Origin of the sequence: Cryptosporangium japonicum, from assembly GCF_039524755.1 — a bacterium.
Taxonomy (GTDB): domain Bacteria; phylum Actinomycetota; class Actinomycetes; order Mycobacteriales; family Cryptosporangiaceae; genus Cryptosporangium; species Cryptosporangium japonicum.
In genome coordinates, this window is sequence record NZ_BAAAGX010000016.1 from 82,268 (window position 1) to 96,079 (window position 13,812).

Below are 13,812 nucleotides of genomic sequence, written 5' to 3' on the forward strand. Positions count from 1 at the left end.
TCAGCACTCTCGTGCATGGTCGACCGGCGGGACCGGGACCTACGGTCGCTGCGTGCCCCACACGTACACCGTCCACGCCCACTCCGCGGCCGAGCCGCACGCCGTGTTCGCCCTGCTGCTGCGCGCCGGGACGTGGCCGCTCTGGTCGCCGCTCGACCGCGCCGAGCTCGAGGGCGGCGGTGACCCCGACGCCCCGGCGCAGGTGGGCGACGTCCGGGTCTTCCGCACCGGACCGTCCGTCTCGCGCGAACCGGTCCTCGAACTCGTGCCGGACCGGCGGTTCGTCTACGGGAACGTCGGCGGACTGTTCCGGTCCTACCGGGCCGTGATCGACCTGGCGCCGTCACCGGACGGAGGCACCGACGTCACCTGGTCGGCGACCCTCGAGCCGAAGCTGCCGGGCACCGGCCGGTTCTGGGCCTGGTACCTGGGCCGGTTCGTGCAGCGCATGGCCGACGGTCTGGCCCGGTACGCCGCCGGGCGGTCGACCGGAGCGCGCTGAGTAGTGTCGATGCGTGCACCGTAATGCCCGCTTCGACACCGACGGCTACGCCTGCGCCGACACGGACTGGGGTGTGCGACGCACGTTGTCGAGCTGGGACGACGCCGGGTGGCGTGCGTTGCTCGTCCAGCGGTTCGAGCACGTCGCGGTGGCCGACGACCTGGTGCTCCCGGCGTCGGCCGCCCATCACTTCTGGGTGGTCACCGACGGTGCGGGGACGATGCGCACGGACATCGGCGACGGGTGGCGCAGCACACCGATCGCGCCGGGAACGGTCGGCCGGGCGCTACCGGGGCGCCCGACCCGGGTCCGGTACGAGATGAGCGCGCCGATGCGCACGATCCACGTCCACCTGACCGCGGACGACGTGGCGCGCGCCGCCGGCGAGACCGGCGCCGCGGTGCCGGTGGCGGAGTTCTCGGCGCGGCAGAGCGCGCTGATCGGGGCCGTGCTGCGATCACTCGCGGACGCGGCCCACCGCGGTCGTGACGATCGGTACGCCGCCGCCGCGGCCGAGTTCCTCGCGGTGGAGCTCGTCGGGGACGCCGACGCTCCGCCGACCCGCGAGGACCAGCGTGTCCGGGCCGCGATCTCGTACATGCACGACCGGCTGGGCGAGCCGATCCGGCTGGCCGACCTGGCCGGCGCGGCGCGCCTGAGCCGGTACCACTTCCTGCGCGTGTTCACCCGCGAGACCGGCGTGACGCCGGCCCGCTACCTGACCCGGTTGCGGGTCGAGCACGCCAAGCACCTGCTCGGTCGCGGGCTGGCGGTGCACGAGGTGGCGTCGGCCTGCGGTTTCACCAGCCCGGGGCACCTGTCCGCCGCGTTCCTGCGCCAGGCCGGCGTCCGCCCGTCGGTGTACCGGGACCGGGAACGCCCCGGCTGATCCTCGCCGAGCGGCGGCGATGGCCGGGCCTATCGATGCCAGGGTGTGGCCGATCCGGCGGGGACGGGCTCGGACGAGCCATCGGTGAACGCCTCGATCCGGGGCGGACCGCCGTGCTGCCAGCCGCCGTCGGTGTAGTTGAAGCAGACGAGGAACGTGCCGTCGTTCGTACGGGTCGACGCCACGCGGTCGGTGAGCGTGATCCGGACGCTGTCGACCCGCGGCGGCACCCGGCCGGCGATCACCCGGTACCCGCCGGGGTTCGCGTCGTCCTCACGGATCCCGCCGGAGTCGTGGTCGACCTGGTACGGCACGTCGACCAGGGCCACGTCCGCGAGCGTCGTCCCGCCCCCGCCGGCGTTGTACGGCCCGACCTCGCCGTTCAGTTCACACGTCACGCTGTAGTCCGGCGCGTAGATCAGCACCCACCGCGGCGGCCGCAGCCACCGCGGACACCCGACCCTGACGCGGAACGTTCGGTAAATCATGCATCGGAACGATTGGACCACTGCCGGTCCACCGGCCGCGAACCCGGAGCGCCCGATGCGCCCCGGGCCTCGCCGCGTCGGGTGAGGTGGTCGGCTACTGGCCGGGCGGCGCGTAGTACGCCGACTGGCGGCGCATGATCTCGTGCATCGAGGCGCCGCGGTCCACCCCGTAGACCGTGCCGGGGAAGTCGAGCGTCTGTTGGACGGCCCAGAGTTCCTCGTGGCGGTCCGGGGAGAACAGCCGCGCCGGATCACCGGCCGCGATCCATCCGATCGGGACCACGGTGCCGGGGTCCAGCCGGGAGTTCACGTGCAGGACGCTGTTGATGCGGAGCTCGCAACCGGCGCCGACGTGGGAGCCGGGGAAGAGGGACGCTCCGGTGGCGACGAAGACCTCGTCCTCGAGGTGCGCGCCGTTCACATGGGTGTGTGGTCCGATCATCACCGAATCGCCGATCGTGAGGGGATGATCAGCCCGGCCCCGCAGCACGGCGTGCTCCATCACGACGACATTGCGGCCGATGGTCACCGGTCCGCCGACCGCGTGGATCACCGCGAGATCGAGCACCCGCGACCCGGCGCCGACGACGACCTCACCACGGAGCACAGCGTGCGGCGATACCCACGCGTCGGGGTGCACGTCAACCATGCGCCCAGTCTGTCCTATCCGGCGCGCGGGTCGGCGGGACTCGTGAGCGCCCGCGCGGCGTCAGGTGAGTTGTTCGGCCAGTCCGACGACGATGCCCTCGGGGCCCCGCACGTAGCAGAGCCGGTACACGTCCTCGTAGCGGGCGACGTCGCCCACCAGCTCGGCGCCCTGGGCACGCAGGCGGGCCACGACCTCGTCGAGGTCGTCCACGGCGAACATCACCCGGCGGATCCCCAGCGTGTTGGCCGGCGCGTCGACCGGCACACCGCCGATCGCCGCCGGGGTGTGGAACTTCGCCAGCTCGATTCGGCCGTGGCCGCCCGGGACGCGGAGCAGGGCGACCTCCTGGCGCACGTCGTCGAGCCCGATCACGCTCTCCACCCAGCGTCCCTCGACCGGCATCCGGCCTTCCGGTTCCAGGCCGATCCCGACGAAGAACGCGATCACCGCATCGAGGTCCTCGACGACGATGAGAACGTTGTCCATCCGCTGGACGGTCATGTGGTCCCTCCCTCTCCGTCGGCGCGGCCCGATGCGCGCTCCTCCCCGGGGACGGAGCCGACCCGCTTCTCTCGACATCCTCGACGAGCGGCTGAACCCGGCCGGGCCGGCAGCACGGCGGGCCCGCGTCACGTCAGCGGGTCACCCCCGGCCCCTGACCGTCATCGGTCGGCGAAGCGGTCCGTCGCGGTCACCAGCGCGTCGAGGATTCCCGGCTCGTCGAACGCGTGCCCGGCGTCGTCCACCAGCACGAACTCCGCCTCCGGCAGCGCACGGTGCAGGTCCCACGCCGTCCTCGCCGGCGTGCACAGGTCGTAGCGGCCCTGCACGATCACCGTCGGGATCCCGGCCAGGCGGCCCGCGTCCGCGATCAGCTGGCCCTCGGTGAACCAGCCGGCGTTGCGGAAGTAGTGGTTCTCGATCCGGGCGAACGCGGTCGCGTACGTCGGGTCGCGGTAGCGCTCCACGAGCGACGGGCGCGGTAACAGCGTGAGGTTGCTCGCCTCCCAGACCGACCAGGCCACCGCGGCCGGGCCGTGGACCGACGGGTCCGGGTCGGAGAGCAACCGCCCGTACGCCTCGACGAACCGGCCGGGCACCCGGTCGGCCTCGGGTACGGCCGCGGCGTAGGGCTCCCACAGGTCGGGCACGATGTTCGCGGCCGGGCCCTCGTAGAACCAGTCGATCTCGCTCGCGCGCAGCGTGAAGATGCCCCGCAGGACCAGCTCGGTCACCCGCTCCGGATGGGTCTGCGCGTAGGCGAGCGCCAGGGTGGAGCCCCACGATCCGCCGAACACCTGCCAGCGGTCGATGCCCAGGTGCTCACGCAGGCGCTCGATGTCACCGACCAGGTGCCAGGTGGTGTTCGCGCTCAGGTCGGCGTCGGGGTCGCTGACGTGCGGGACGCTGCGCCCGCAGCCGCGCTGGTCGAAGAGCACGATCCGGTAGCGGGCGGGGTCGAAGAGCCGGCGGTGCTGCGGCGAGCACCCGCCGCCGGGGCCGCCGTGCAGGAAGACCACGGGCCTGCCGTCGGGGTTGCCGCACTCCTCCCAGTAGACCGACTGGTCGTCGCCGACGTCGAGCATGCCGGTGCGGTGGGGTTCCAGGGCTGGGTAAAGGGTGCGCACCCGTCCGACGGTATTACGATCCGGGAATGCGGGAGAACGCATCGGGGTGACTCGCGGCGCGCTCGCCCTCGTCGCCGACCGCAGCTTCGGCGCCCTGTTCTGGGGCAAGCTGCTCTCGTCGGCCGGTCTGTGGATGCAGGGCGTCACCGCCGCCGTGGTGGTCTACCAGGGCACCGGGTCGGCCACCGCGGTCAGCCTGGTCAGCATCGCGCAGGCCGCGCCGCAACTGGTGCTCGGGCCGTGGACGGGGTCGCTGGCCGACCGCGGTGACCGGGCCCGCCAGATCCTGGCCGGCCGGGTGCTGTGCGGGCTCGGCTCGGCGTTGCTGGCGGTGTTCTTCGCGGTCGCCGAGCCGGGGCCGCGTGGGCTGGTGGCGGTGGTCTTCAGCTGCTCGTTCCTGGTGGGGACGGGGTTCGTGGTCGGTGGTCCGGCGATGCAGTCGGTCATCCCCGACCTGGTCCGGCCGGACGAGTTGCGTACCGCGATGACGCTCAACACGACGCCGATGACGACCGCGCGCATCGTCGGCCCGGCGCTGGGGGCGCTGGTGCTGGGCTGGGCGGGCCCGGCGGCGGCGTTCGCGATCAGCGCCGTGCCCCACGTCGTGTTCGTGGTGCTGCTGGTGTGGGTGGCGCGGTTGCCGGCGCGCGCGGACGTCGGCGAGGGCGCGCCGACGTCGATGCGTGCGGGTCTGCGGTACCTGCGGGCACATCCGCGGCTGCTGGTGATGCTGGGCGGCACCGCGCTGGTGGGCGTCGGCACCGAGCCGTCGTTGACGCTGGCGCCGGCGCTGTCGGTCGCGGTGCACGGCGACGTCACGCTGGCCGGTGCCCTCACGCTGGCGTTCGGGGTGGGGGCGCTGGCGGCGCTGCTCGGCAGTCCGCTGCTGGCGCGTCGGGCCAGCGTGCTGCGCTCGGCGTGGATCGGGTTGGCGCTGCTGATCGGCGGGCTGGGCGCCTCGACCGTGGTCGCGGCCCCGGGCTGGGCGTTCGGCTGCTTCGGGGTGGCCGGGGCCGGGTTCTCCTGGGGCATGGCCGGGTTCAGTTCGGTGCTGCAGGCCGAGAGCGACCCGGCGTTCCGGGGGCGGGTGATGGCCTGGTGGCTGATCGCGTTCCTCGGCTGCCGTCCGCTCTCGTCCGCGGCGACCGGCGTGCTCACCGACCTCACCTCGGTGCGGGTGACGTTCCCGGTGACCGGGGCGGCGCTCGCGCTGGCGGCGGTGCTGCTCGCCGCGGCGCTGCGTTCCCCCGCGGTGTCCCGCGCCGACGCCGGGTAGCGGGCCGCCGCTCGTCGCCGTGCGCCGACGCGATACAGTACAGACGTACTGTTCGACGGGGGTGGGTCACCGGGTAACAGCCCGTTACCCGCCCTTAGTCTGGCTTTTAAGGACAGCGAACCTGGAGCGGAGTGCCTGGTGACTGACTCGACGATCATCTACACCCACACGGACGAGGCGCCGGCGCTGGCCACGTACTCGTTCCTGCCGGTCATCCAGGCGTACGCCGCCCAGGCCGGGGTCGGCGTCGAGCTGCGTGACATCTCGCTGGCCGGGCGCATCCTGGCCGTCTTCCCGGAGCACCTCACCGAGGAGCAGCGCATCCCGGACGCGCTCGCCGAGCTCGGCGAGCTGGCGAAGACGCCCGAGGCCAACATCATCAAGCTGCCGAACATCTCGGCCTCGATCCCCCAGCTCAAGGCCGCCGTGGCCGAGCTGCAGGGCCTCGGCTACGCGCTGCCGGACTACCCCGACGAGCCGAAGACCGACTCCGAGCGCGACGTCCGCGCCCGCTACGACAAGGTCAAGGGCTCGGCGGTCAACCCGGTGCTGCGCGAGGGCAACTCCGACCGCCGCGCCCCGGCGTCGGTGAAGAACTACGCGAAGGCGCACCCGCACCGCATGGGTCAGTGGTCGGCCGACTCGAAGACCAACGTCGCGACGATGGGCGTCGACGACTTCCGGTCCACCGAGAAGTCGGTGGTCGTCGAGGCCGACGACGCGCTGCGCATCGAGCTGGTCGGCGACGACGGCACCACCACCGTGCTGCGCGAGTCGGTGCCGGTGCTCGCGGGCGAGGTCGTCGACGCGTCGGTGCTGCGGGTGGCCGCGCTGCGTGAGTTCCTCACCGCGCAGGTGGCCAGGGCGAAGGCCGAGGGTGTGCTGTTCTCGGTGCACCTCAAGGCCACGATGATGAAGGTCTCCGACCCGATCGTGTTCGGGCACGTCGTCCGGGCGTTCTTCCCGGAGACGTTCGCGAAGCACGGCGCGGCGCTGGCGGCGGCGGGCCTGAGCCCGAACGACGGTCTGGGCGGCATCCTCAAGGGCCTGGAGGCCCTGGAGAACGGCGCCGAGATCAAGGCCTCGTTCGACGCCGAGCTGGCCGCCGGTCCGGAGCTCGCGATGGTCGACTCGGACAAGGGCATCACGAACCTGCACGTCCCGTCGGACGTCATCGTCGACGCGTCGATGCCGGCGATGATCCGCACGTCCGGCCACATGTGGGGTCCGGACGGGCAGGAGCACGACACGCTCGCCGTGCTGCCCGACTCCAGCTACGCCGGCGTGTACCAGGTCGTGATCGACGACTGCCGGGTGAACGGCGCGTACGACCCGTCGACGATGGGCTCGGTGCCCAACGTCGGCCTGATGGCGCAGAAGGCCGAGGAGTACGGCTCGCACGACAAGACGTTCGAGATCCCGACGACGGGCACCGTGCGGCTGGTCGGCGCGAACGGCGTGGTGCTCGAGCAGGCCGTGTCGGCCGGTGACATCTTCCGCGCCTGCCAGACCAAGGACGCCCCGATCCGCGACTGGGTGAAGCTGGCCGTCACCCGCGCCCGCGCCACCGGCGACCCGGCCGTCTTCTGGCTCGACGCCGCCCGCGCGCACGACGCGAACCTGATCGCGAAGGTCGAGCAGTACCTGCCCGAGCACGACACCGACGGGCTGCGGATCGAGATCCTCCCGCCGGTGGAGGCCACCAAGCTCTCGGTGGACCGCATCCGCCGGGGCGAGAACACGATCTCGGTCACCGGCAACGTGCTGCGTGACTACCTCACCGACCTGTTCCCGATCCTGGAGCTGGGCACCAGCGCGAAGATGCTGTCGGTGGTGCCGCTGATGGCCGGCGGCGGGCTGTTCGAGACCGGCGCGGGCGGCTCGGCGCCGAAGCACGTGCAGCAGCTGGTGAAGGAGAACTACCTGCGCTGGGACTCGCTCGGTGAGTTCTTCGCGCTCGCGGCCAGCTTCGAGCACCTCGCCCAGACCACCGGGAACTCCCGCGCGCAGGTGCTGGCCGACACGCTGGACCGGGCGACCGCGACGTTCCTCGAGGAGGACAAGTCACCGACCCGCCGGGTCGGCGGCATCGACAACCGCGGTTCGCACTTCTACCTGTCGCTGTACTGGGCGCAGGAGCTGGCGAAGCAGACCGGGGACGCCGAGCTCGCGGCGGTGTTCGGGCCGTTCGCGGAGTCGCTGACGAAGTCCGAGCAGACGATCGTGGACGAGCTGCTCGCGGTGCAGGGCAAGCCGGCCGACATCGGCGGCTACTACCAGCCCGACGCCGCCAAGGCCGCCGAGGTCATGCGCCCGTCGGCGACCTGGAACGCCGCACTCGCGTCGCTGAGCTGATCGGAGTACCCGCGGGCGGTCCGGCACTGCGCCGGGCCGCCCGCGGTGTTCCTCGGTCAGCGGCGCCACCCGGTGAGTACCTGGTCGATGCGCGTCCGGATCCGGTCGCGGGCCTCGCGCCGGGGCACGCCGCGCATGAGCAGCGCGTCGTAGTCGGTGTCCAGGTGGCGGACCGACGCCACCACGGCCAGCGTGACGGCCTGTTCGTCGAGGAGCCGGGCGGCGGCCGAGCGGCCCACCCGGCCGCTGCTGCGCTCCCCGGCGTGCCGGGCGATGGCCTCGGCGCGGCCGGGCGGGCAGCCCGGGAACAGCTCGGCGATCCGCGCCGCGAAGCCGGCCTGGTAGCTGAGGTCGGCGGCGGCGCGGCGCACCTCGTCGCGTCCGCGGCGGCGTTCGCGCACGTCCTCGTCGGCCAGGCACTGGTCCTCGGCGCGCGCGAGCGCGGCCTCCTCGACCAGGATCCCCTGGCGCTCGTAGCGTTTGCGCCGCCGGTTGAAGCGGACGACGACCGCCGACAGCGTGCTCTCCTTCTTCGCCCGCCGCGACAGGGCCGCGTTCCCGGCCGGCAGGAACACCAGGTGTCCGAGGTCGGCGCACCCGAGACACAGCCGCTCGTCGCCCTCGACCACCTGGTACGCGCCGGGCGGCGGTGCGAGCCCCGCGACCGCGCCGGGAGCGGTGACGCCGGGCTCGCCGCAGGACGCGCACGCCCACGGCCCGTCCGGCGCGTGGGCGAGCAGATCCGGGGCGGCCTGCTGCCGCTCGGCCAGGCGGGCGCGGCGGGCCGGGGTGAGCTCCGGGGAGACCCACTGCACGCGGAAGGCCCGCTCGACCGCGTCGTCGCCGCGGAGGGTGAAGCGGAGCTCGCGCCGGTCCCGGCTGGCCGCGACGTAGGCCGCGTTCCCGGGCTCGAGGCCGGCCCGTCCGGCCCAGGACGCCAGCAGGGCCACCGCGTCGACGAGCCTCGCCTGCTCGACGGCGGTGGCGCGCTCCAGGGCGTCGAGCCGGCCCTGGCGCCAGGTGTCGACCTCGCGGGCACGCACCCACCCGAGCCCGGTCAGCACGTCGATCGCGGACACCACCTTCCGGGCCGCCAACGCCCGCTCCGCCACCTCGACGACCCGCCGCTCCAGCTTCGACACCCGGCCATTCTCCACTGGTGACGCCGGCCACTGCGGCGGTGGTCACCGAGGCGATATATCTCCACGATGCGCCTGGTCGATCTGCTGGACCTCAAGGACGTCGGCGACGGACGGTACGTCGCCGCCCCGCTCGACCACTCCTCCGGCGACCGGGTGTTCGGCGGGCAACTGCTGGCCCAGGCGCTGGCCGCCGCCGGGCGGACGGTCCCCGACGAACGTCCGCCGCACAGTCTGCACGGGCACTTCCTGCACCCCGGTGACCCCGGTGAACCGCTCGAGTACACGGTGGCGACGCTCCGGGAGGGACGGTCCCAGACCGTCCGCCAGGTGCTGGGCCGACAGGGCGCGAACGAGGTCATCGCGCTGACCGCCGCCTTCGCCGGGGGCGGCTCACCGTCCGGCCCGGTGCTCGAGCACCAGAACACGCCGTCGCCGTTCACCGAGTTCGACACCGTCGAGGCGCTCGAGGCCACCCTCGACCGCGCCGACGGGCGGCTCGACGACTGGTTCACCCGGCGCATCCGGCCGAAGCCGGTCGAGCTGCGGTTCGTCGACCACCCGGCCCGCGACCTCGTCTTCCGCGGCGAGAAGCCGCCCCGGGTGCAGCGCATCCTGATGCGGATCTCCGACCGCCTGCCCGACGGCCCGGTGACGCACGCCTGCGGGCTCACCTACTTCTCGGACCTGTTCCTGCTCTCCAGCGCGCTCTACCCGCACCAGGCCTCGGTCAGCGACCACGCCATGCTCGTCGCCAGCCTCGACCACACGATCTGGTTCCACGGGCCGGTCCGCGCCGACGAGTGGCTGCTCTACGTGCTGGAGTCCGACTGGGCCGGCCAGGGCCGCGGGCTCTGCCAGGGCAAACTGTTCGACGCCGCCGGGCGCCTGGTGGCCACCGTGATGCAGGAGGGCCTGATCAAGCCGGTCCGGAAGCCCTGACCCGCCCCTCGCGGGAGGCCCGGTACGACGCGGCGCGCAGCGTGGCCAGCGGCTCGGGCAGGGTCAGGCCGGGTAGCGGGCGCAGCACCGGGTCGAACGCGAGGTCGGCGTCGCCGCAGCCGGTGCCGGCCAGCTCGAGCCGGGCGAACCGCCGCCACGGCCCGGTCGGGGCGGCCACCGCGAGGTGGAACGCCGGCCGGCCGGCGCGGGCCGCCGCCGGGAACGCGCCCAGCAGCACCGGGCCCGCCGGCGCGCGGTACGGCAGCACGCTGGTGTAGGTCGCCGCGCGGGCGTCGTAGCGCGGCCGGAGCACGTGGCGGGCCAGCGGCGCCCGCCCCGTGGTGGAGAGCAGCAGGTCGGCGGGGTCGCCGTCGGGATCGACCCGGACGGCGAGGCCGAGGACGTCGGGGAACGGGCGCGGCAGGCCGGTGGCCCGGGAGAGTCGCACGACCGCGTCGTCGTGGCCGGGGCGGTCGATCCACGGCACGCCGACCGGCTCGGCCAGGCCGTCGCGGTGCACGACCGCCCGCACCACGGTGCCGCGCGGGTGCAGGGCCGGGCGGGCCCGCAGCCGGGCGGTGAGCCCGAAGGCCGCGGCGACCCCGCGCGTGAGCAGGCCGGGCTCGCGTGACGGTGCCTCGGACAGGCGGGAGCGGATCGGGGCGGTGAGGTACCACATGGCCGGTCGGGTACCCGGCCCGGCCGACGATCCACCCCCGTTTTCGGGGGATGATCGGGCACATCGCCGGGCATAGAACTCGCCATGGAATCCGCAGATCTGGCCTACGCCGTCATCGGGGTGGGCGCGTTACTCGCCGGCGTGCTTCCGCGCCTGCTCGAGGGACGCCCGCTCTCGCTCCCCATCGCGTTCCTCGGCCTCGGCATGCTGGTCTTCGGGTTGCCGCTGGGCCTGCCCTCGCCCGACCCGCGGGAACACGAGTCGATCACGACCCACCTGACCGAGGTGGGCGTCATCGTGGCGCTGATCGGCGCCGGGCTGAAGCTCGACCGGCCGCTGGGGCCGCGGCGCTGGTCGGTGACCTGGCGGCTGCTGCTGATCGCGATGCCGGTGACGATCGCGCTGACCGCGCTGCTGGGCTGGTGGTGGGCCGGGCTGGTGCCCGCGTCGGCGTTGCTGCTCGGCGCCGCGCTGGCGCCCACCGACCCGGTGCTCGCGGCCGACGTGCAGGTCGGCGAACCGACCGACGAGGAGGACTCGGAGGACGAGGTGCGGTTCGGGCTCACCTCGGAGGCCGGGCTCAACGACGGGCTCGCGTTCCCGTTCGTCTACGGCGCGATCGCGCTGGCCGGGACCGGCTTCACGGCCGCGACGGTCGGCGAGTGGCTCGCCGTCGACGTGCTGTGGCGCATCGTCGTCGGCGCGGTCATCGGCCTGGCCGCAGGCTGGCTGCTCGGCAAGCTGTTCTTCCGGGCCCGGTCGGAGACGCTGCGCCTCGCCGACCACGCCGAGGGGTTCCTGGCGCTGGCGATCACGTTCCTCGCCTACGGCATCGCCGAGCTCGCGCACGGCTACGGGTTCCTCGCGGTGTTCGTCTGCGCGGTCTCGATCCGCGCCTCCGAGCGCGACCACGGCTACCACCAGGTGCTGCACGACTTCGCCGAGCAGATCGAGCGCCTGCTCACCGTCCTGCTGCTGCTGTTGTTCGGGGGCGCGATCATCGACGGCCTGCTCGCGCCGCTGACCTGGCCGGCCGCGCTGGCCGGGCTCGCGCTGGTGTTCGTGCTCCGGCCGGTCGCGGCCTGGTTGTCGCTGCGCGGCTCCACCGCGGGGCCGCGGGAACGGTGGGTCATCGCGTTCTTCGGCATCCGCGGCATCGGCTCGCTGTACTACCTGGCCTACGCCGCCGGGCACGCCACGTTCCCGGACGCGGACCTGTTGTGGGCGACGGTCGGCTTCGTGATCCTGGTGTCGGTCGTGGTGCACGGCATCGCCGCGACCCCGGTCATGCAGTACCTGGACCGGGTGCGTGAGGGATCACGGTCAGCGACTCCGAATCGTCCGCAAAAAGTCTGAAACTAAGATCTCCTAAAGGAGTGTCCACAAACGTCAGTAACTGTGCGTGAATAGTTTCCGTTTACATCGACGTACCAAACGGAGGCTTATCGCATGGGAAGCATCGGGGGTAAGCGTCGCGTCGCCGCCGCGCTCGCGTGCGCGGGGATCGCGGCGCTGGCCGTGACCGCCGCGCCGTCGGCCGCGAGCGCGGCCACGGCCTTACCCGACGCGGGCGGGCGCACGCCGGGGCACGGCCCCGCGCGCTTCACCCTGCCCGCCGACGCACCGAAGCCGGACGGTGCCTACCGGATCCAGTCGGCTTACAAGGTCCTCCCCGGCGGCACGCAGACCTACAGCTGCGACGCCACCACCGGGCAGTGGGGCACCGCCTCGATCCCGGAGGCCCAGCTCGCCCGCTACGGCGGCCCGGGCCGGATCCACCACTACCGCGACCCGAGCCTGACCCCGGCGGGTCCGCGGTGGACGGCGCGCGACGGAGGCACGCTGGTCGGCACGGTCGTCGCCGACAAGACCGTACCGAAGGCCGGCACCATCCCGTGGCTGCTGCTGAGCGTGGTCCACGAGAACGACGGGCCGCGCAAGGAATTGCACTCCGTGGACTTCATCAGCCGGGTCAACACGACCGGTGGCGCCGGCCCCACCGGTGCCTGCACGGCCGGTGAGACGAAGTCGGTTCCCTACGGCGCCGACTACGTCTTCTGGACGAAGAAGAAGTAACGCCTCACGCTGCCCCGCCACGCCAGTGGAGGATCTCGAGCGCGGCTGCCACCGCGATCGTGTTCTCCGCCAGCGGGCGGGGCAGCATCGTGTCCGCCCTCGCCAACCGGCGCAGCACGGTGTTGCGGTGGGTGAACAGCCGCTCGGCCGCGCGGGCGGCGTGGCACTGTTCCTTCAGGTAGGTGAGCACGGTCTCGCGCAGGTCGGCGTCCGCGTCGGCCAGCGCGCCGAGCGTGTCGGCGACGAACTCGTCCGCGGCGGCCGGGTCGGTGGTGAGCGCGGCGACCAGCTGCACGTCGTCGAAGCGCGCGATCCGCCGGGGCGACGTCAGCCGGGCGAGCATCCGCTGCGCGGTGAGCGCGTCGAGGTGGCTGCGCCGGAACCCTTCGACGTTCCGCGCGGGCCGTCCGACCGCGACCCGCACGTCGTCGCCGAGCTCCCGGCGGAGCACCGACGCCGGCGGGGCCTCGGCCGCCGGCAGCCAGAGCCAGAGGCTCGCCGCGCTGGCCAGCACGGTCAGCCGGCGCGACACCCCGCACGCGCGCCGGACCGCCTCCGCGGCGTCCTCCAGTTCGCCGGTCGGCGTGCCGAGCGAACTCCACACGATCGCCGCCAGGTGCGGACCCGTCAGCGGGTACCCCAGCTGGGCCTCGGCCCGCTCCCGTCCGATCGGCGCGCCCTCCAGCAGCAACGTCACGGTGGCCCGCCGCTCGGCGTGCGCGCCGCGGGTCAGCTCGTCGCGTTCGGCCTGCATCCGCGCGGTGATGCCGGCGAGCGTGTCGTCGAGGAACGTCGCGATCGACCGGGACGACACGTCGAGCAGCTCACGCAGCTCCGCCGGGTCGTCGGTCAGACCGAAACAGATCTCCATCCAATGCCGCCAGGCGACGTTCTGCGCGGTGCGGAACGAGTCGAGCGCCCGCTCGTCGAGGCCGCGCCGGACCAGGTCACGGGCACTGTCCAGAGCGTCGGCGCTGACGTTGGGCGGCACGCGCTCGCCGGGCCGCTGGATGTTCGACGCGGCCCAGTGACGCACGTTGGCGAGGTTGTCGCGCCGGGTGCGCTCGGCCAGCACCGGGTCGTCGGCGATGATCCGCATCCGCTCGCCGGACAGCGCCGCGGCGTCCATCTCCTCGATCCACTCCCCCGGCGGACGCATCGCGATCTCCGCGCCGCGGCGGAGCAGCTC

14 protein-coding genes are annotated in these 13,812 nt (G+C 73.4%); 7 read left to right on the forward strand and 7 right to left on the reverse strand.

Features of this window, described 5'->3' with window-relative positions:
- Positions 1-52 precede the first annotated feature (52 nt).
- Both ABD437_RS19920 and ABD437_RS19925 read left to right on the forward strand, forming a co-directional pair.
- Complete coding sequence (locus tag ABD437_RS19920; RefSeq protein ID WP_344650380.1) at positions 53-502, forward strand: SRPBCC family protein; 450 nt, start codon at positions 53-55, stop codon at positions 500-502.
- A 13-nt stretch (positions 503-515) separates the two neighbouring features.
- Positions 516-1,391 carry a helix-turn-helix domain-containing protein gene (locus ABD437_RS19925; RefSeq protein ID WP_344650381.1) on the forward strand — a complete coding sequence of 292 codons (876 nt, stop codon included), beginning with the start codon at positions 516-518 and terminating at the stop codon, positions 1,389-1,391.
- 29 nt (positions 1,392-1,420) lie between these two features.
- Here the strand turns inward: ABD437_RS19925 and ABD437_RS19930 are convergent, their stop codons facing one another.
- The 4 genes from ABD437_RS19930 to pip form a co-directional block, all read right to left on the reverse strand.
- Positions 1,421-1,879: a hypothetical protein gene (locus ABD437_RS19930; RefSeq protein WP_344650382.1), complete on the reverse strand. Its 459-nt coding sequence runs from the start codon at positions 1,877-1,879 to the stop codon at positions 1,421-1,423.
- Between the two features lie 94 nt (positions 1,880-1,973).
- Positions 1,974-2,528: a gamma carbonic anhydrase family protein gene (locus tag ABD437_RS19935; RefSeq protein ID WP_344650383.1), complete on the reverse strand. Its 555-nt coding sequence runs from the start codon at positions 2,526-2,528 to the stop codon at positions 1,974-1,976.
- 60 nt (positions 2,529-2,588) lie between these two features.
- Positions 2,589-3,029: a VOC family protein gene (locus tag ABD437_RS19940; RefSeq protein WP_344650384.1), complete on the reverse strand. Its 441-nt coding sequence runs from the start codon at positions 3,027-3,029 to the stop codon at positions 2,589-2,591.
- Between the two features lie 161 nt (positions 3,030-3,190).
- Positions 3,191-4,198 (reverse strand): prolyl aminopeptidase, encoded by a 1,008-nt coding sequence (gene pip, locus ABD437_RS19945; protein WP_425558188.1) that lies wholly within the window; start codon positions 4,196-4,198, stop codon positions 3,191-3,193.
- 4 nt (positions 4,199-4,202) lie between these two features.
- Here pip and ABD437_RS19950 point away from each other — a divergent pair, with 4 nt between their 5' ends.
- On the forward strand, positions 4,203-5,432 hold the full coding sequence (locus tag ABD437_RS19950; RefSeq protein WP_344650386.1) for an MFS transporter: 1,230 nt from the start codon (positions 4,203-4,205) through the stop codon (positions 5,430-5,432).
- A gap of 138 nt (positions 5,433-5,570) precedes the next feature.
- Positions 5,571-7,787: an NADP-dependent isocitrate dehydrogenase gene (locus ABD437_RS19955; RefSeq protein WP_344650387.1), complete on the forward strand. Its 2,217-nt coding sequence runs from the start codon at positions 5,571-5,573 to the stop codon at positions 7,785-7,787.
- Positions 7,788-7,843: 56 nt separating this feature from the next.
- On the opposite strand, the gene ABD437_RS19960 is transcribed toward ABD437_RS19955, so the two are convergent.
- A complete protein-coding gene (locus ABD437_RS19960; RefSeq protein WP_344650388.1) occupies positions 7,844-8,929 on the reverse strand; it encodes a DUF2293 domain-containing protein in 1,086 nt (361 codons plus the stop codon).
- A 66-nt stretch (positions 8,930-8,995) separates the two neighbouring features.
- Here ABD437_RS19960 and ABD437_RS19965 point away from each other — a divergent pair, with 66 nt between their 5' ends.
- Positions 8,996-9,868 carry an acyl-CoA thioesterase gene (locus ABD437_RS19965; RefSeq protein WP_344650389.1) on the forward strand — a complete coding sequence of 291 codons (873 nt, stop codon included), beginning with the start codon at positions 8,996-8,998 and terminating at the stop codon, positions 9,866-9,868.
- Here ABD437_RS19965 and ABD437_RS19970 read toward each other — a convergent pair.
- Entirely contained in the window at positions 9,846-10,547 is a 702-nt protein-coding gene (locus ABD437_RS19970) for a hypothetical protein (RefSeq protein ID WP_344650390.1), read from the reverse strand. The genes ABD437_RS19965 and ABD437_RS19970 overlap by 23 nt on opposite strands.
- Before the next feature lie 84 nt (positions 10,548-10,631).
- Between ABD437_RS19970 and ABD437_RS19975 the strand changes: the two genes are divergently transcribed.
- Both ABD437_RS19975 and ABD437_RS19980 read left to right on the forward strand, forming a co-directional pair.
- Positions 10,632-11,903, forward strand: a complete 1,272-nt coding sequence (locus tag ABD437_RS19975) for a cation:proton antiporter (protein ID WP_344650391.1) — start codon at positions 10,632-10,634, stop codon at positions 11,901-11,903.
- 93 nt (positions 11,904-11,996) lie between these two features.
- A complete protein-coding gene (locus tag ABD437_RS19980) occupies positions 11,997-12,623 on the forward strand; it encodes a DUF3455 domain-containing protein (protein WP_344650392.1) in 627 nt (208 codons plus the stop codon).
- Between the two features lie 4 nt (positions 12,624-12,627).
- On the opposite strand, the gene ABD437_RS19985 is transcribed toward ABD437_RS19980, so the two are convergent.
- Positions 12,628-13,782, reverse strand: a complete 1,155-nt coding sequence (locus ABD437_RS19985; protein ID WP_344650765.1) for a PucR family transcriptional regulator — start codon at positions 13,780-13,782, stop codon at positions 12,628-12,630.
- Between the last annotated feature and the right edge of the window lie 30 nt (positions 13,783-13,812).